The organism is Methylomicrobium lacus (assembly GCF_041897535.1).
Lineage (GTDB): Bacteria > Pseudomonadota > Gammaproteobacteria > Methylococcales > Methylomonadaceae > Methylomicrobium > Methylomicrobium lacus_A.
In genome coordinates this window covers 736,810-751,877 of record NZ_CP169217.1, presented here as the reverse complement: position 1 = coordinate 751,877, position 15,068 = coordinate 736,810, and the positions used below count along the sequence as shown (strand labels likewise).

Annotated in this window: 21 protein-coding genes; 9 read left to right on the top strand and 12 right to left on the bottom strand. The window is 47.1% G+C overall.

Features of this window, described 5'->3' with window-relative positions; translation table 11 throughout:
• The first annotated feature begins 46 nt into the window (after nt 1-46).
• Nucleotides 47-583: a Thivi_2564 family membrane protein gene (locus ACEPPP_RS03345; RefSeq protein WP_374089640.1), complete on the top strand. Its 537-nt coding sequence runs from the start codon at nt 47-49 to the stop codon at nt 581-583.
• Nucleotides 584-861: 278 nt separating this feature from the next.
• Here the strand turns inward: ACEPPP_RS03345 and ACEPPP_RS03340 are convergent, their stop codons facing one another.
• Together ACEPPP_RS03340 and ACEPPP_RS03335 are read right to left on the bottom strand one after the other, a co-directional pair.
• A complete protein-coding gene (locus tag ACEPPP_RS03340) occupies nt 862-1,062 on the bottom strand; it encodes a CsbD family protein (RefSeq protein ID WP_374089639.1) in 201 nt (66 codons plus the stop codon).
• 74 nt (nt 1,063-1,136) lie between these two features.
• Complete coding sequence (locus tag ACEPPP_RS03335) at nt 1,137-1,682, bottom strand: PRC-barrel domain-containing protein (protein WP_374089638.1); 546 nt, start codon at nt 1,680-1,682, stop codon at nt 1,137-1,139.
• Between the two features lie 286 nt (nt 1,683-1,968).
• Here ACEPPP_RS03335 and ACEPPP_RS03330 point away from each other — a divergent pair, with 286 nt between their 5' ends.
• Both ACEPPP_RS03330 and ACEPPP_RS03325 read left to right on the top strand, forming a co-directional pair.
• Complete coding sequence (locus ACEPPP_RS03330; RefSeq protein WP_374089637.1) at nt 1,969-2,226, top strand: CsbD family protein; 258 nt, start codon at nt 1,969-1,971, stop codon at nt 2,224-2,226.
• A gap of 179 nt (nt 2,227-2,405) precedes the next feature.
• A complete protein-coding gene (locus ACEPPP_RS03325; RefSeq protein ID WP_374089636.1) occupies nt 2,406-2,552 on the top strand; it encodes a lmo0937 family membrane protein in 147 nt (48 codons plus the stop codon).
• 608 nt (nt 2,553-3,160) lie between these two features.
• Here ACEPPP_RS03325 and ACEPPP_RS03320 read toward each other — a convergent pair.
• Nucleotides 3,161-3,580 (bottom strand): TRL-like family protein, encoded by a 420-nt coding sequence (locus ACEPPP_RS03320; protein ID WP_374089635.1) that lies wholly within the window; start codon nt 3,578-3,580, stop codon nt 3,161-3,163.
• A 232-nt stretch (nt 3,581-3,812) separates the two neighbouring features.
• Here ACEPPP_RS03320 and ACEPPP_RS03315 point away from each other — a divergent pair, with 232 nt between their 5' ends.
• The 6 genes from ACEPPP_RS03315 (at nt 3,813) to ACEPPP_RS03290 (ending at nt 7,824) form a co-directional block, all read left to right on the top strand.
• Nucleotides 3,813-4,589, top strand: coding sequence for a lysophospholipid acyltransferase family protein (locus ACEPPP_RS03315; RefSeq protein WP_374089634.1), 777 nt, complete (start codon nt 3,813-3,815; stop codon nt 4,587-4,589).
• A 5-nt stretch (nt 4,590-4,594) separates the two neighbouring features.
• Entirely contained in the window at nt 4,595-4,843 is a 249-nt protein-coding gene (locus ACEPPP_RS03310) for a phosphopantetheine-binding protein (protein WP_374089633.1), read from the top strand.
• Nucleotides 4,844-4,875: 32 nt separating this feature from the next.
• On the top strand, nt 4,876-5,610 hold the full coding sequence (locus ACEPPP_RS03305; RefSeq protein WP_374089632.1) for a glycosyltransferase family 2 protein: 735 nt from the start codon (nt 4,876-4,878) through the stop codon (nt 5,608-5,610).
• Nucleotides 5,607-6,545: a hypothetical protein gene (locus ACEPPP_RS03300; protein ID WP_374089631.1), complete on the top strand. Its 939-nt coding sequence runs from the start codon at nt 5,607-5,609 to the stop codon at nt 6,543-6,545. The genes ACEPPP_RS03305 and ACEPPP_RS03300 overlap by 4 nt, the downstream gene beginning before the upstream one ends.
• A 78-nt stretch (nt 6,546-6,623) precedes the next feature.
• Nucleotides 6,624-7,346 (top strand): polysaccharide deacetylase family protein, encoded by a 723-nt coding sequence (locus ACEPPP_RS03295; RefSeq protein ID WP_374089630.1) that lies wholly within the window; start codon nt 6,624-6,626, stop codon nt 7,344-7,346.
• Nucleotides 7,347-7,566: 220 nt separating this feature from the next.
• Nucleotides 7,567-7,824 (top strand): hypothetical protein, encoded by a 258-nt coding sequence (locus tag ACEPPP_RS03290; RefSeq protein ID WP_374089629.1) that lies wholly within the window; start codon nt 7,567-7,569, stop codon nt 7,822-7,824.
• A 188-nt stretch (nt 7,825-8,012) separates the two neighbouring features.
• Here ACEPPP_RS03290 and gorA read toward each other — a convergent pair whose 3' ends face one another.
• The 9 genes from gorA to ACEPPP_RS03245 all read right to left on the bottom strand — a co-directional run bounded on the left by gorA (nt 8,013) and on the right by ACEPPP_RS03245 (nt 14,737).
• Complete coding sequence (gorA, locus tag ACEPPP_RS03285) at nt 8,013-9,374, bottom strand: glutathione-disulfide reductase (protein ID WP_374089628.1); 1,362 nt, start codon at nt 9,372-9,374, stop codon at nt 8,013-8,015.
• A gap of 50 nt (nt 9,375-9,424) precedes the next feature.
• Nucleotides 9,425-9,955, bottom strand: coding sequence for a peroxiredoxin (locus ACEPPP_RS03280; protein WP_374089627.1), 531 nt, complete (start codon nt 9,953-9,955; stop codon nt 9,425-9,427).
• Nucleotides 9,956-10,165: 210 nt separating this feature from the next.
• Nucleotides 10,166-10,606 carry a DUF2383 domain-containing protein gene (locus ACEPPP_RS03275; protein WP_374089626.1) on the bottom strand — a complete coding sequence of 147 codons (441 nt, stop codon included), beginning with the start codon at nt 10,604-10,606 and terminating at the stop codon, nt 10,166-10,168.
• Between the two features lie 53 nt (nt 10,607-10,659).
• Nucleotides 10,660-11,181: a hypothetical protein gene (locus tag ACEPPP_RS03270; RefSeq protein WP_374089625.1), complete on the bottom strand. Its 522-nt coding sequence runs from the start codon at nt 11,179-11,181 to the stop codon at nt 10,660-10,662.
• A 16-nt stretch (nt 11,182-11,197) separates the two neighbouring features.
• Nucleotides 11,198-11,608 carry a BON domain-containing protein gene (locus tag ACEPPP_RS03265; protein WP_374089624.1) on the bottom strand — a complete coding sequence of 137 codons (411 nt, stop codon included), beginning with the start codon at nt 11,606-11,608 and terminating at the stop codon, nt 11,198-11,200.
• A gap of 571 nt (nt 11,609-12,179) precedes the next feature.
• Nucleotides 12,180-12,503, bottom strand: coding sequence for a hypothetical protein (locus ACEPPP_RS03260; protein WP_374089623.1), 324 nt, complete (start codon nt 12,501-12,503; stop codon nt 12,180-12,182).
• Between the two features lie 94 nt (nt 12,504-12,597).
• Nucleotides 12,598-13,029, bottom strand: coding sequence for a hypothetical protein (locus ACEPPP_RS03255; protein ID WP_374089622.1), 432 nt, complete (start codon nt 13,027-13,029; stop codon nt 12,598-12,600).
• Nucleotides 13,030-13,076: 47 nt separating this feature from the next.
• The gene (locus ACEPPP_RS03250) at nt 13,077-13,502 is read right to left on the bottom strand and encodes a PRC-barrel domain-containing protein (RefSeq protein ID WP_374089621.1); all 426 of its coding nucleotides are present in this window, start codon (nt 13,500-13,502) and stop codon (nt 13,077-13,079) included.
• A gap of 818 nt (nt 13,503-14,320) precedes the next feature.
• Nucleotides 14,321-14,737 (bottom strand): DUF2892 domain-containing protein, encoded by a 417-nt coding sequence (locus ACEPPP_RS03245; RefSeq protein ID WP_024297792.1) that lies wholly within the window; start codon nt 14,735-14,737, stop codon nt 14,321-14,323.
• Between the last annotated feature and the right edge of the window lie 331 nt (nt 14,738-15,068).

The following is a 15,068-nucleotide window of genomic DNA, read 5'->3' as shown; positions in this document are numbered from 1 at the left end:
CTTGTTTTTTACATCAATCATTTGATTTAATTTTAGGAGCAAGGCCATGGACTTAATTTCACTTGTAGTCGTACTTATCGTCGTCGGCGTGCTGCTGTGGCTGGTCAACAACTATATCCCGATGGATGGCCGCATCAAGCAGATACTGAACATCGTGGTGATCATCGCGGTGGTGCTGTGGCTGCTGAGTGCGTTCGGCGTTTTGGGCGTACTCCCGATCGGCTTGGTTTCGGTCGTGGTGAGCCTGATCGTCGTGGGTCTGCTATTGTGGCTGGTCAATACCTACATCCCGATGGAGTCACGAATCAAGCAGATACTGAACCTCGTCGTGATTATTGCGGTGGTGCTATGGTTGCTGAACATATTTGGTGTCATGAGCGCAATTCCGCCGGTATTGCTTTCGGTGGTGGTGGGCCTCGTCGTCGTCGGCATTCTGCTGTGGGTGGTCAACAGCTACATTCCAATGGATGCGCGTGTCAAGCAGATATTGAACATCGTAGTACTTATTGCGGTGGTGCTGTGGTTGCTGAGCGTATTCGGCGTTTTCAGTGGAATTCCACAGATTTACATTGGGAAAAGGTAGTTTTGATCTCAACGAGGCACTTCCCTAACGTTTTATTAGGGGAGTACCCTTTGACCCTCATCTCGGTTTATGTATTCGCGACGCTTCTCATGGCTCAAATGGTCAAGGCAAGGCCGTTCTGTCAAAACTCGATCAACTGGCCATCGCGATAGCGTGGGTTGGCAGGTCTTTAGTTTGATCTGGGGGATGGCGCTCTGCGGGGTTCTTAACGAAGGTGCCGCTCGTGATGCGAGCGGCACGGCTGTGCATCCATTCATTTTTGGCCAGAAAACAAACGATCAATCGAAAGACTTCTCGAATTCCTTGATCCGCTTATCGGCTTCGTCTTGCGCGATTCCGTATTTCTCTTGTATCTTGCCGAGGAGTATATCGCGCTTGCCGGCGATTTGGTCGAGTTCGTCATCGGTCAAATCCCCCCATGTTTCCTTAACCTTACCCTTGATTTGTTTCCAATTACCTTCTATACGATTCCAGCTCATTTCTGTTCTCCAATTGAGGTTAAAAATTATTGCCACGCCATTTCAAAGATCGCTAACGCCAGCCGAGCTTTCCGTCAACCCTTGGGGTGATAGAAAGGAAATTGATTAATCTCTTCACGCAACCGTTGCCATTTATTTGATGTGTCCGGCCAGTGCTTCTTATCAAAACCGGGAGCCTTCTTTAAGGTCTCTTTATCCAGATCGAGGATGTAATACTGCTTATCAGGATTCCAACTCAGCCCGTCCCATGGAATGGCAAACAGTTTGTTCCCCATGCCCAATACGCCGCCGAAGGAAACAACGCCATAGACCACTTGACCTCTCTCCGGGTCGATCACCAAGTCCTTGATGTCGCCGAGGTTTTCTCCGTTGAGATTTTTCACTTTGGCACCGATGATCTTGCTGGCGCGACTCACCTGCTGCATCGACTTGTTGGCCTCCTCGGTACGCTCGGCTGATTCCTTTTGGCGCTCTTCCTTGAGTTCATGCTGCTTTTCTTTTACCTCCTGTTGTTTCTCCTGAAGCTGCTGTTGCTTCTCCTGAACGCCACCCGCAAAGGAGCTACCCATGAATGCCGCACTCAAAAAAGACACAGCTACAATGGAAATGAATGTTTTCATACTATCCTCCTAATTATTTCAAATATCCGGTATTTCGGTAAATTTCGAGATTTACTTGATACGGTGCGATGTTTCACGAACACAAAAACAGTTTAACCAACTCACCATATAGAGTCGGTACGGCACTGCACATAACCTACCGGAGATATACCTCGAAATCAGTTATCCGCATTGCTGCGATGAATCCCGCCCATAGGCAAGACCGCGTTCATGATGAAAATCCCTGCTCTATGTTTGCTGACGAACCGACTCTGAACGGATAAAGGAGTATCGTGCTAATCGAGCGATGGAAAACATCATTCAATATTCAAGTTATGACCATGCGGTCATGGCTAACAATCATCAGGAGACAGACATGAGCAAAGAACAAGTGAAAGGCCGAGTCGAAGAAGCCAAAGGTAAAGTCAAGGAAGCCGCCGGGGTGTTGCTGGACGACAAAGGCATGGAGATAGAAGGCAATGTCCAAAAGAACGTCGGCAAGGCGCGGGCGGGTCTTGCCGATCTCAAGGAGGATATTAAGGATGCCATTAATAAAGACGACTGAAACGATGAGTTTTGAGTTGTGCAGACGAGGCCGGATAGGCTAGTCTGCATGCGGCATCAAATAACTTTCTCACAGAAGATGAGCATGAAGCTAACCTAATCGCTATAAGGTATAAAGTTTATGCTCTTATTTGTGAATCATAACGCCGTCAAGTGACGGCCTCTTACGGAGAAGCACACATGCTTGAAACATTAGTGGTCATCCTAATTATCCTCTGGCTGCTGGGTTTGGTTTCCTCGTATACACTGGGCGGGTTCATTCACATACTATTGGTTATCGCGATCATTATAATCGTGCTGCGTGTGATTCAAGGCCGAAGGGTCTAGCGACGCCAACCTACGCTAAGGATTTCGTCAAAAATAACTTCCCAAAAACACCCGTCTTGAGAGGGTGCACGGAATTTTAGCGCGGATTTCATCGAAAACGATCCCGATGTTTTCGGTGAAATCCGCGCTGTGCTTTTTTCCTGTCTTATAAACGACCGCCAAAATAGCCACGGCGACTTTCAATCCGGCGGGCGCCTTCGTCTTTTCCGTCAATTTCTAGTGTAACCACTGCATGTGTGACTGGTTACGAGACTGATGCGCATGATTCGCAAAGGTCAAATGATCATTGCAAAAGATCAAATGTCTTTCGGAGGGGCAATTTTATACCTTGGCAGGATAGGATCATCCGGTTTGATGGAACGACTGATTTGCTTGTCCGAATGATGTATTTATTTCGGTTAATGCGACAGAACTGCTGGGGTAGTCGAGGACATTAATAGTTGCGAAATTTTTCACCGCTTGCTTTGGGCTGATGTGCCCAAAGCAAGCTTTGGTGAAAATAGCGTTCCGCTTGATTCGCTGGTACAAATTATGCCTTTTTTCGGTTAATGTGACAGAGTCGGCTAATCTAATGGGTGACCCCGGCTTTGGGTCAAACGATAGATCGCCTAGCGGCCTTTTACTATCGTGCACCATTCGCCGACGATATTTAAGAAATTCCTCGCCGAGTGATCCACTGTAGTGACCTCCGTGATATTGCCGTTTTCCTTGGCCGCGCGAACACTGGCATCGCCACGCGCCAGCAAGCCCAGGATGGACTCCGCACAGGCTTTGCCTTCCTTAGTCACGCCGGGGGTGCCAGAACCGGCTTCTCCGGTCGCTATATCGCCCCAGATAACCTCGGTACCCAGCATACCCTTAATCGGCGAATCGACGATCATACACCCGCTCAGGCTGGTTGTCAGGATAGCCAGGCCTAGCGCCGAGCATACATTCTTTCGTTTTACTATCGGTGTATTTGCGTATTCAAGACTGTGTTTATCTGCAAATCGTTCTTTGCGTACTTCTTCGCTTTGTTCATAGTTCATTGTCGCTCTCCTTATTTTGGATAGGAAATTCAATGGGCTCAGACACCAATGTCGTGTTTGTTGGGTATTATAGGCGTAATACTCCAATTAAATTTTACGACGATTAGTGTAATCTTGTCAAGAAACCATTTTCGACCAAGTGCAACGCTTGCAGTATTCCCCAATAGATATATTATTTGTATTGGAAGAGGCGGTTTCGTAATGGTTTGGGCAATCAAAGGTATAGCTGAACATGGCACAAAAAATAATCAAAAAGCTAACATACGGCTGGCGTCTTTTGGCTACAGGCTTCAGCTTTTTCAGTTTCGGTCTGATCGGTTTGTTATTGAGGTTTCTGGTTTTTCCGGTGCTGTCCGTTTTGCCCGGCAATCGCTTGCAGCGAATAAGCCGTGGACAGCGCGTTGTGCATTACGGCGCTTATGTGTTCATCGGGTTGATGCACAGACTCGGCCTCATGACTTACGAAATCAAAAACCTGGAGAAGCTTAACCGCCCGGGACAAATGATCATTGCGAATCATCCAACCTTGATAGATATTTTGTTTTTAATTAGCCGGATTAAACAGGCAAACTGCATTGTCAAAGAAAGCCTGTGGCGTAATCCTTTCATGCGCGGGCCTATTTTAAACGCCGGCTATATCAGTAACGGCGATCCTAAAAAAATGATCACCGAGTGTGTAGCGTGGTTGCAGTCCGGCGGGACCCTAATTATTTTTCCGGAAGGAACGCGCTCGGTGCCGGGCAAACCGTGTCGTTTTCAGCGGGGAGCCGCTACCATAGCCTTGCAGGCCAACAAGATTGTAACGCCGGTCACACTGTCCTGTTATCCCAGTACCTTAACAAAGGCAGAGCCATGGTATCAAATTCCTTACCGACGATTTCATTTCACCATGGATGTTGGCGAGGATATTGCGCTGGATGAATTTATAACAATTAAGCCTAAATCGATTGCTGCGCGTCGCTTTAATCAGTTTTTAGAGGATTATTTTACTCAGCAGAGAGGTCTGTAAATCGTATGGAAAATGAATTAAAACAATTAATTATTGATGTGCTGGAGCTGGAAGATATTAGCGTGGCCGATATTGATAGTCACGAGGCCCTGTTTAAGGACGGCCTGGGCTTGGATTCCATCGATGCTCTTGAAATAGGTCTGGCTATCCGTAAAAAATACAATGTAAAAATTGATACTGAAAAAGAGGATGTGAAGAAGATTTTTGCTTCCATTTCGACGTTAGCCGATTACATCAAATCAGTACAGGGTTAATGCATTGACGCAACCCAATATCGAGAACACGCATGAAAACCTGCATCATCATCCCTGTTTATAATCATGAGCATGCGATTCCTCGGGTTATATCCAGATTAAAAGGATACGGCATTTACTGCCTGCTGGTGAATGACGGCAGTTCAGCCGCATGCTCCGAGGTGCTGGAAGCCTGCGCCCGGCAGGAATCAGGCTGGCTTACCCTGTTAAACCGGGCGGAAAATGGCGGCAAAGGTGCGGCGGTTATTGATGGTTTCAACGCGGCTATACGGCTGGGATACACGCATGCGCTACAAATCGACGCCGATGGACAGCATAATATCGATGACATTCCGCGCTTTCTTGAAGCCGGCAGGCTAAATCCGGAGGCAATGATTTTAGGCCAACCTGTTTTCGATGAATCCGTCCCTATAAGCCGGATGTACGGACACTCTTTAACGAATCTGTGTATAGTGATAAACACCTTGTCCTTGGCAATAGCCGACGGCATGTGCGGTTTTCGACTCTATCCGCTGGCCGCCGTAGACAAGTTAATCAGCACGACACCCATCGGCCAAGGCATGAATTATGATGTGGACATCGCCGTGCGCCTGTACTGGCAGGGCGTCGAGGCCATAAATCTGCCGACAGCCGTACACTACCCTTACGATGGCGTGTCACATTTCAGGTTATGGCGTGATAATGTCATGATTGCAAAAACGCATGCCAAATTGTTTTTTGGGATGTTGATACGGATTCCGCAATTACTCTTAAGACACTGGCGATGAAAAAAACACTGCATTGGACGCAAATGGAAGAGGGCGGCGTGATTTGGGGCATGAGGCTTCTGTTGCGTATCTATTTGCTGTTTGGTCGCACGGTTCTGCAACTGTTTTTATACCCGGTCGTGATTTATTACTGGCTCATTAACCGGCAGGCCAGGCAGGCCAGCCAGGCTTATCTGAACAGACTGGCGGCTTTTGCGCCGTCATTAAAACTGAGCGGAAGTTTCCTTTGGAGCTTCAGGCACTTTATCAGTTTTGCCAATGCCATCATTGACAAGCTTGCCGCCTGGTCCGGGGCGCTTACGCGGGCTGATGTGCAGTATCATGGTCGAAATGAAATCATAGCGCAAATCCGCAAAGGGCAGGGCGTTGTATTGCTGGGCTCTCATCTCGGTAATCTTGAAGTTTGTCGGGTGATTGCGGATTTCGATAAAACGCTACACATTAATGTGTTAATCCACAACAAACATGCCCAAAAATTTAATCGGCTGTTAAAGCAGACCAGTGACAGCAGCCAGTTAAATCTGATTCAGATCACTGAAATTACCGCGGCTACGTCGATGTTGCTTCAGGATAAAATTGAGGGGGGAGAACTCGTCATTATCGCCGCCGACAGATCACTGCCGGGCAGCCGGCAGCATGTCGCCAAGGTTAACTTTCTGGGGGGCGAAGCGTTGATGCCACAAGGACCGTTCATCCTGGCCGGCTTGCTGAAATGTCCGGTTTATACCGTGTTTTGTCTCAAACAGCAGGGCAAGCATGTCATTTATTTCGACCACTTTAGTGACATGCTGAACTTCCCCAGAAAAACGCGCGAGCAAGCCATGCAGCAAATAATCCAGCGCTATGCGGAACGCTTGCAGACTTATTGTTTAAAAGAACCGCTACAGTGGTTCAATTTTTTCGATTTTTGGCGTGTTTCGCATGATGATGAATAACAAAAATACCACCCACTTTATTGATTTCCTGTGACATATAAATCAATCCGCAACTGTTTTTTCATCGCGATCAGCATTATGGGTTTGTTGGCTGCGTTTTTTGGAATCAGTCTGGGGTGGCTGGGAGTGCCGGTCATCGTTTATCTGGCATTAGTTACTTATGGTTCGGTCATCATTCAATCCAACTTTCACGTTCAAGCCCATTGTCATGCCAATCCGTCAGAAAAAGTCATTGCCTTGTCGTTTGACGACGGTCCTAACCGGGAGTACACCCCTCAGGTGCTCTCGATATTGGCTCAGTACGGTGCAACGGCAACTTTTTTTGTGATCGGGAAAAACATTCAGGGCAATGAAAGCCTTTTGCAACAGATAGATTCAGGCGGACACAGTATTGGAAACCACAGCTATACGCATTCTTTTTTTATGGATTTTAATGGCTTGCAAGGCTTTAAGGATGAACTAAATCAGACCGCAGAGAGTGTCTTCAATATCATAGGCAAACGGATGAGGTTATTTCGGCCGCCCTATGGCGTCACCACACCCAAACTTGCGCAAGCCTCAAAGGCGTTGAATTACAGCGTCATCGGCTGGAGCATCCGCTCGTTCGATACAACGGCCGCCTCCGCACAATTCATCACCCGGCGCGTACAAACGCAAATAAAACCGGGCGCCATTATTCTGTTTCACGATCGTTCGGATAAAACCCTCCAGGTATTAAAACAAACGCTTAATTTTGCGAAACAAAATGGCTATAAAATTGTCACTGTAGAGCAGCTTTTGAAAATCAAAGCCTATGAATAACTGAACAGGGTTCTGTTGCAAATTTTTCAAAGGGGAAAACATCGGACGCTAATTGACGGAAGATAATTTTTCAACCCTTGGCTAAAAATTCAGTAGTCATCATCATTCATTAGCTTATGTGCTGCGCCGCACCGACCGAGGTCGATTTAACGGATATCCTGATTATTATGCAGTAATCAAAGAAACCCTCTAACAAAACGTACAACAATAGGATACTACTATGAAAACTAAAGAAATTATAGCGATTGGTTTAGTGGCTTTGGCATTGCTGGCTGGCTGCAGCAAAGAAAAGGAGTCCACCTCTTCCACCACGAAAATCGTTACAACACCAGCTCCGTCGGGAGAACCAGCTACAACTAAAACTCAGGAATCGACCTCCACCACGGAAAGCGTTACAACACCAGCTCCGGCTCCGGCTGAACAGCCAGCTACAACCAAAACTCGGGAATCGACCTCCACTACAACCGAGACAAAATAATTAAGGTACGATTTGCCGGTTCCCAATCTCCTGATTGGGAACTCAATCGTGCAAGCTCCGGCCATTCAGCAAGGGAGCGCTAGTGCCTAAGCACGGCCATACACCGGCTCTTTAGCGAAAATCAAAAGAGAAAGTGTTATCTTTTCTGACTGTCAGGAAGATTTGTTAACGTGGACATTTGATTGTCCTCATGGTGAATTTTGGGCGGCTTCACGCAGAGTAACAAATTCTTCGGCAGCAGTAGGGTGTATGCCGATTGTCGAGTCAAAGACCGACTTGGTTGCGCCGGCTCGAATGGCAACCGCCATGCCCTGGATAATTTCAGGGGCGTCAGGCCCTACCATGTGTATGCCGACAACCCGGTCCGAGCTGCGTACCACGACCATCTTCATCAGGGTTTTTTCATCCATTCCGGAAAGCGTATTTTTCATCGGCGTGAAACTGGTTTTATAAATGTCGATGTCCGGGTATTTTTCGCGCGCCTGTGTTTCGGTTAGGCCTACCGTACCAATCGTGGGCTGGCTGAAAACTGCAGTAGGAATGTTGTCATAGTCTACCGGCCTTGGTTGATTGGCATACAATTGATTCACCAGCGCCATACCCTCTGCTATCGCTACCGGAGTCAGGTTCATCCGGTTAGTCACATCACCCAGTGCATAGATCGACGGCACATTGGTTTGATAGTCACTGTTGACTTTAATCGCACCTTCCGTGTCCAGTTCGACGCCAAGCGTCTCTAGTCCGAATCCGGTTGAATTGGGTGTTCTGCCAGTGGCATACATCACCAGGTCTGTGCTCACTTTGCCGCCATCAATTAACCGCGCGGAGAAGCAATCGCCCGATCTTTCTATCGTTTCAATATCGGTATTGAGAAGAATATGAATGCCCTTCTTGGTCATTTCATCAGTCAGAAAATCACGTATATCCTCATCAAAACCACGAAGCAATTTGTCTCCACGATGACAAATTGTCGTCTTCACTCCAAGGCCATGAAGAATGCCGGCAAATTCCACCGCGATATAGCCGCCACCGACAATAACGATACGTTTGGGCAAATGTTCGAGGAAAAACATGGCATTCGATGTGACGATGTGTTGCTTGCCGGGTATGTCGGGAACAGACGGCCAGCCCCCTGTTGCAATCAGTATGCGTTCGGCACTGTATTCGGTACCACCGACAGCGACAGTATGAGCATCGAGCAAATTTGCTCTGCCATTGATAATACTGACGCCTGATTTTTGCAGCAGGTTGTAGTAGACAGTATGTAGGCGCTCAATCTCCTGATTTTTGTTGGCGAGCAAGCTTGTCCAGTTGAAAGTCAATTTACCCACTGTCCAGCCAAAACCCGCTGCCGCATTGAACTGATCTTTGAATTGGGAGGCATAAACAAACAGTTTTTTGGGAACACAACCCACATTGACACAGGTGCCGCCTAAATAACGCTCTTCAGCGATGGCTACCCTGATGCCACGACCGGATGCCATACGGGCTGCACGCACGCCTCCTGAGCCTGCGCCAATTACAAACAGGTCGTAGTCGTATTGAGTCACTGGAGATTCCCGTTGATCAATAAAAGGTACGGAATGAAGGGCAATGCAGGTTATTTTTTGTTAAGCTTTAAATAATCCAGCAGGGTATCGACATCGCTTACAGTAAAGGGGTCATCAGGGCAATTATCAACGCGGCCGGGTTCGCTGAATAATTGGATAATCTTTTTATCCTCGACAAGCATTGAATAGCGCCATGAACGATTGCCAAAACCAAAGTTCTCTTTTTTCACCAGCATGCCCATGGCTCGGGTAAAATCGCCATTGCCGTCGGGCAGCATTTTGACATGCTTGATGTCCAGATGCTTGCCCCATTGAAACATGGTAAAGGCATCATTGACACTCATGCAGTAAACTTCATCAATACCCTGATCAATGAGTTCTTGATATTTGGCCTCATAGCCGGGCAAATGTTTGCTTGAGCAGGTCGGTGTGAAGGCGCCGGGAAGCGCGAAAACAACAATTCTTTTCCCCTTAAAAATATCGTCTGTGCTGACATCCTGCCAGCGAAACGGGTTGTCGCCTCCGATACTTTCGTCGCGAACACGGGTTTTAAAGATCACATCAGGGACAGTTGAAAGCATGTTGAAACTCCTGGGTGTATTAATATATGAGTGCCGCTTTTTATTGGCCATTAATGGGTATTTTCCCATTTTAATAGCTACTAGATAATGTGTTGCAGTCTGGATTAGACTGTTATTTAAAATCCGGTAACGCAATAAATAATGTCAGCGCGAACCCACTAGGATCCTCGCTGGCATCACTAAAAACTGCAGACCAGACTGTGGCAAGCCCTAAGCGGCCGCCTCCAAAAGCCGATCCAGCGTGCTTATATGCGCTTGTTGAGCAGGCAGCAGCTTCATTTGAATCAAAGAACGAACATCCGAAGACAGCTCAGTATCCTGCAGCGCTTCCTCATAATCCTCTGCGCCATTTTTTTCTCCTTTCTGTAAAGCCATTAGTGCAGCTTTTTTACCCAGAATGTTAGCGCCGCCCTGGACTATTTCCGCCCACGTGCCCCGGGCTCCTGAGTCCTCAGCCGGAGTTCCTCCCAGTCGATTGATGAGTGCCTGTAAACTGGAAACCGCATCTTTATGAGCCTCATAAATAGGCATTATTGATTCCGATTCGGCGAGTTCACCATCTTCCCGTAGTTTATCCAATGCCTTTTGATAAGTTTCCGTTGCTGTTAATTCATCTTTGAGCAATTTGTTGAGTATTTCAATGTTATGCATCGTAAAACTCCTCTGTGATTATTTCTTGGTGATGTTCAATAACATCATCAAGTTTAAGTATTTACTGACGATTCCTCAGTCGAGGAAATATCCTCCGCGTGAGCGCGCTCGAAGATTTCTTTTGCCTTATCAATCGCTTCGCTGCTAGATGTATGGACAGAAATCAAGGCGCTTCCTCCCTTGATTTTTCCTTCATAGCGTCTGGCCTCATATTCCGGAATACCCATCCCGATCAAGGCTCCCGCCAAGCCGCCCGTGGCGGCGCCGACTGCCGCACCGCTCAACGCACCCATAATGGGTCCTGCGGCGATAAACGCACCGACACCCGGAATAGCCAAGCTGCCAATCCCGGCCAACAATCCGAGTATAGCGCCAGCACCTAAACCCACTGTTCCACCAATAGTCGCCCCTTCCGGCGCTTTGGTGTGCTTTTCATGAGCAAAATCCTTGGTGGAGGATTTATCGGGAAGTAGCACGGATATATCATTGGTGGAAAAACCCGCGTTCTTCAGGTCATTAACAATGCTCTCTGCCTGATCGATACTTTGGGCGATACAAAAAACTGCTTTACTCATGACACTCTCCCAGCCTTTATGGCGCTATATTTTCAAGTTGATTATCTACCTGCACTACACCAGGCGTTTGCTTGGCGATTTGTTGCAGTTTCATGCTTTCGGCTTCACTTTTAACAGGCCCGCGCAAAGTCACCACCCCATTCCGTGTGATGATTTTTATATTCTGCGCATTGACTGACAGCGACTCATCTTTAACCACGGCTTGACGTATGGTAGCGGTGATAGTGATATCACTTTCGTTTTCCATTTGATCTTCCGGGGTTAAAGTAGCGTCACCCTTGTCGCGTACATTGCGCCCGGTATTGTCCAATGCCGGGTCACCGGCCGCCAAATAGATTGGGGCATTCTGTTCGGCTCGAACGGTACCGGCCATCATGTTTAAACCGACCGTTAAAGTGAACATAATTAACGATAATCGTGCAGACATAGTAAACTCCTCATTTTTTAAATGAATGTGGGCGGATTGCCCAAAGTTATGAGCGGCTAATTGAACAACAAATAAATAATGACCAGAACAACTACCGGCACACCCAACAGCCAGCCAATTAAATATCTACCAATTTTCATGACGTAACTCCACTCAAAGTAAGTAGATGAGAAGTGTACTGGAAAGGCTTTTTAGAGTCTGCTCGGTGTCGTACATTGGAGATAATCGTTTATCTCCAATGTATTGGTTTTGATGCTGTGGGAGCATGATTTGGCTAATCCCGCTGATTCAGAACAGGGCGAAGCGCAATCGTAAATTCAATCCATAGGAGGGTAAGATGTGGAATCGCTTACTTGATACGGTTGGGGGCTGTCCTCAGAAGGGGGATCGGGAAGGGTGATAAGCTGCCACGTGGGTCGCCAGGGGCGCGAATGAACCTGCTGCGATATACCTCTGGCGAGGACAACAGCGGGTCATTAATTTCGTTAGAAATAACTTTCCGGTTGAAGACCTGCCAGGTTTTAAAAACCTGGCAGGTCCATGGTGACTGCAGGTATTTTTGACCGCATCCTTACTTGCCTGGCGGGGACGACAAGGCTTCTTTGCTTTTTTCACAAGCCGCTAAGGAGGCTTTTTCAGCTGCCATGGCATGTTCCTTTGCTTGCTCCGGCTGCTGAGCGTTAGCGGCGGCCTTATGATGCATTGCTGCTTGTTCATGAGCCGCGGCCGCCGCCAAATGTTTCGCGGAGGCATTTTCAGAAGCGGACAGAGTGGATCCCGGATGAGATTGGTCAATGGGGGATCCGGCTGTATGATCCGTGGTTTGCTCTGGAGCGGCCATGCCGGCGACCGGCATGGCCATAAGCACAATGGATGCAATAATTAATTTCTTCATGTTTGAACTCCTCAAGTGATTAATAAAGATATGTTTGGCCGCTATACCGTCATTCACTAATATCCGGGGCAGCCCAATGAGTGCACGATCGTTTTTACGGCTTTCCGCCAATCGACAGGCCGTAATCCCGATTGCCACGGTTTTTAGCCGCATACGGTCTGCTTGGCTTGTGCTCCCTGACCGGCCGCAGCTTTTGCGAACCGGCTTTCTTCACTTCCATTCGGCTAGCACTCGGACCGCCCCCAGACGATAGCCCGGATGACTTGGTCAAAAAGTGCTCCCTCTCTGTGCGCATCCAGTCGATGGCCGCTTGCGCCTCCTTGCGTAATTTGAACGGCCCATGAAACGCGGCGTGACCGTTAAATCGCCTTACCCGAATATGTTCCGGCCAGTTGACGACATAATAGCCGGGCGCCAAGGTCTGGCCGTGGTTGGTGCAATACCTTCGCTGAAAAGACTCCGCATCGACGAGCCAAAAATCACTTATGACTGCGACAATCTCGAAAATATCATAATTCGCATCCATCGATGAGCTCCTCTTGTTATAGAATGATTCAACACCGGATGCAGTCGTTACATGCGCGGCGGGTCCATGTATGGCTTAGTTCCATAGTACGAATGAATTTTATCAACCCAAGACAGGTCTGCCATGTCGGGCCAGTCGTTCTTATCGAATCCCGGTGCATTTTTGAGTCGATCCTTTTCCACGTTGAGCACAAAGCGCTTGTTCGCCGTATCGAGCTTCAATGCACTCCAGGGCACCGCAAAAAGCTTTTCCCCCATTCCGAGGAAACCGCCAAAGGACAACACCGCATAACACACTTTGCCATTGGACGTATCCAACATAATTTCCTTGATTTCACCCAAGTTTTCATCTTTTGGATTAAAGACCTCATTTCCAATCAGGGTGTCGGCGCCCATCAGCCGAGGACCGGGTCCCCTTTCGTGGCCGGGTTTGCGTTTGTATATACCGTAGGTATCTCGATCTTCGTAGTTCATGTTAATCTCCTATCATTAATGAAATTGATGAGGGTCCTTACGCCGATCCTTGCGATCGCCAGAGCCCCATGATCAGAACGTGAATGATGTTTAATCGAACTCGAACCAACATACTCGCGAAGATGAACGCAGTCGGTGCGGCACAGAACATAGATGATGAGTTTTCTTTGGGACTGGCGGTGATGGTGACCATGGTAGGATTTCCTGTTTGAGTTAGAGCGCTAAGAAAGCCTGTCAACACGTTGATCGGCATTGACATTGCCGACAACGCCGGCCGTTGTGATAAAACGCAGAGCGTCCTCAACAGACATATCTAATTCCACTACATTTTCACGTGACACAATGACCGTGATTCCACCCATCTGGTAACTGAATGGCAGAAATACGGCAATCTGGTTATCAGCAATTTTTGTTGTGTACAGGAGTGTTGCTGTTCATGGTGCAGCCCTAAGCAATCCGGAAAGCGATTTTTTGCCACTGGCTTTCATCAATCCCAGTGAGCAAATCTATCATTCGCTTATCTATGTCAGAACGATAATGGTAGATCTGTTCAACAGTAGGACGGGACAATAAATCACGTGCTCACACGCATGCATATTGCCAACGGTTTGATAATAGGAATTAAACAAATAACTATAATCCGGGGTGAAGGGCTAGTAATTAATGCAAATCTGTTACAGACAGATTTGTGTCGGTATAATCGAGGCAATATGAATGTGAGTTATGTATTTGTTACAAATTGGCTATAGATTATTGCTCATCAGCTAGGTTTTTAGCAGTATTCGTTGTAACAAAAGTTTGTTTTAAATAGAATCAACTCAGCTTTTCTCCAGTCGGACTTTAAGCGCGTATTTTTCACGGTCGATTTCTCCCCGGGTACGGATACCAAGCCGGCGTAATAGGGGTAAGGGAGGGCACCATCCTTGCAAACCATGCTGCAAAAGAAACGGCAAAACAATGCCGGGCAGGAATAGCCATTTTCGATTTTTGGTTAAGCCAAGAATTAGACCAGTTAGGGCTAAAGTAGAGGCATTGACCTCAAGCACTCGCTCTATATCCCATTCCTTATCCAGCATTTGAATGCGCTCAAGAATTTCCGCCTTGCTTTTGCCGTTATAACGTTGAATATTTATATCCGTTTGAAGATCTATTTCTTCGTTCACATGGGAAGCGGTGGAGCTACGAACGCGATCCAGGCTTGATCTTGTTGAATCTTCAGCATTAAATATAGACATATGAGCCTCCAAATTAATAAACAATAACAAGATTTCGCCGCATAATCACAGCGATATCTGTTCATTACTTGTTTTTAGCTGTTTCTTTCTATTCAGCTACATTAATAGAATTAACATTTTGCCACTTCCAGTTTACGTACAATTTCATCCGAACTCATAAATTCCTCAAGAGCCGTCTGATCGGCATGGATTTTTTAGCAGAGATGATCCTTGCTAATCAGGATTAAAATTTATTAAATGTGAGCTGGACTTTTATTTAAAATCCGGCAACGGAATAAATTAATCCAGCCCAGTCAAATTATGGCTATAGCTGACATAAATAAAACCGCAT

Coding starts and splice junctions, on each gene's coding strand:
- ACEPPP_RS03345 (WP_374089640.1), top strand. CDS start 47: ATGGACTTAATTTCACTTGTAGTCGTACTTATCGTCGTCGGCGTGCTG.
- ACEPPP_RS03340 (WP_374089639.1), bottom strand. CDS start 1,062: ATGAGCTGGAATCGTATAGAAGGTAATTGGAAACAAATCAAGGGTAAG.
- ACEPPP_RS03335 (WP_374089638.1), bottom strand. CDS start 1,682: ATGAAAACATTCATTTCCATTGTAGCTGTGTCTTTTTTGAGTGCGGCA.
- ACEPPP_RS03330 (WP_374089637.1), top strand. CDS start 1,969: ATGGAAAACATCATTCAATATTCAAGTTATGACCATGCGGTCATGGCT.
- ACEPPP_RS03325 (WP_374089636.1), top strand. CDS start 2,406: ATGCTTGAAACATTAGTGGTCATCCTAATTATCCTCTGGCTGCTGGGT.
- ACEPPP_RS03320 (WP_374089635.1), bottom strand. CDS start 3,580: ATGAACTATGAACAAAGCGAAGAAGTACGCAAAGAACGATTTGCAGAT.
- ACEPPP_RS03315 (WP_374089634.1), top strand. CDS start 3,813: ATGGCACAAAAAATAATCAAAAAGCTAACATACGGCTGGCGTCTTTTG.
- ACEPPP_RS03310 (WP_374089633.1), top strand. CDS start 4,595: ATGGAAAATGAATTAAAACAATTAATTATTGATGTGCTGGAGCTGGAA.
- ACEPPP_RS03305 (WP_374089632.1), top strand. CDS start 4,876: ATGAAAACCTGCATCATCATCCCTGTTTATAATCATGAGCATGCGATT.
- ACEPPP_RS03300 (WP_374089631.1), top strand. CDS start 5,607: ATGAAAAAAACACTGCATTGGACGCAAATGGAAGAGGGCGGCGTGATT.
- ACEPPP_RS03295 (WP_374089630.1), top strand. CDS start 6,624: ATGGGTTTGTTGGCTGCGTTTTTTGGAATCAGTCTGGGGTGGCTGGGA.
- ACEPPP_RS03290 (WP_374089629.1), top strand. CDS start 7,567: ATGAAAACTAAAGAAATTATAGCGATTGGTTTAGTGGCTTTGGCATTG.
- ACEPPP_RS03280 (WP_374089627.1), bottom strand. CDS start 9,955: ATGCTTTCAACTGTCCCTGATGTGATCTTTAAAACCCGTGTTCGCGAC.
- ACEPPP_RS03275 (WP_374089626.1), bottom strand. CDS start 10,606: ATGCATAACATTGAAATACTCAACAAATTGCTCAAAGATGAATTAACA.
- ACEPPP_RS03270 (WP_374089625.1), bottom strand. CDS start 11,181: ATGAGTAAAGCAGTTTTTTGTATCGCCCAAAGTATCGATCAGGCAGAG.
- ACEPPP_RS03265 (WP_374089624.1), bottom strand. CDS start 11,608: ATGTCTGCACGATTATCGTTAATTATGTTCACTTTAACGGTCGGTTTA.
- ACEPPP_RS03260 (WP_374089623.1), bottom strand. CDS start 12,503: ATGAAGAAATTAATTATTGCATCCATTGTGCTTATGGCCATGCCGGTC.
- ACEPPP_RS03255 (WP_374089622.1), bottom strand. CDS start 13,029: ATGGATGCGAATTATGATATTTTCGAGATTGTCGCAGTCATAAGTGAT.
- ACEPPP_RS03250 (WP_374089621.1), bottom strand. CDS start 13,502: ATGAACTACGAAGATCGAGATACCTACGGTATATACAAACGCAAACCC.
- ACEPPP_RS03245 (WP_024297792.1), bottom strand. CDS start 14,737: ATGTCTATATTTAATGCTGAAGATTCAACAAGATCAAGCCTGGATCGC.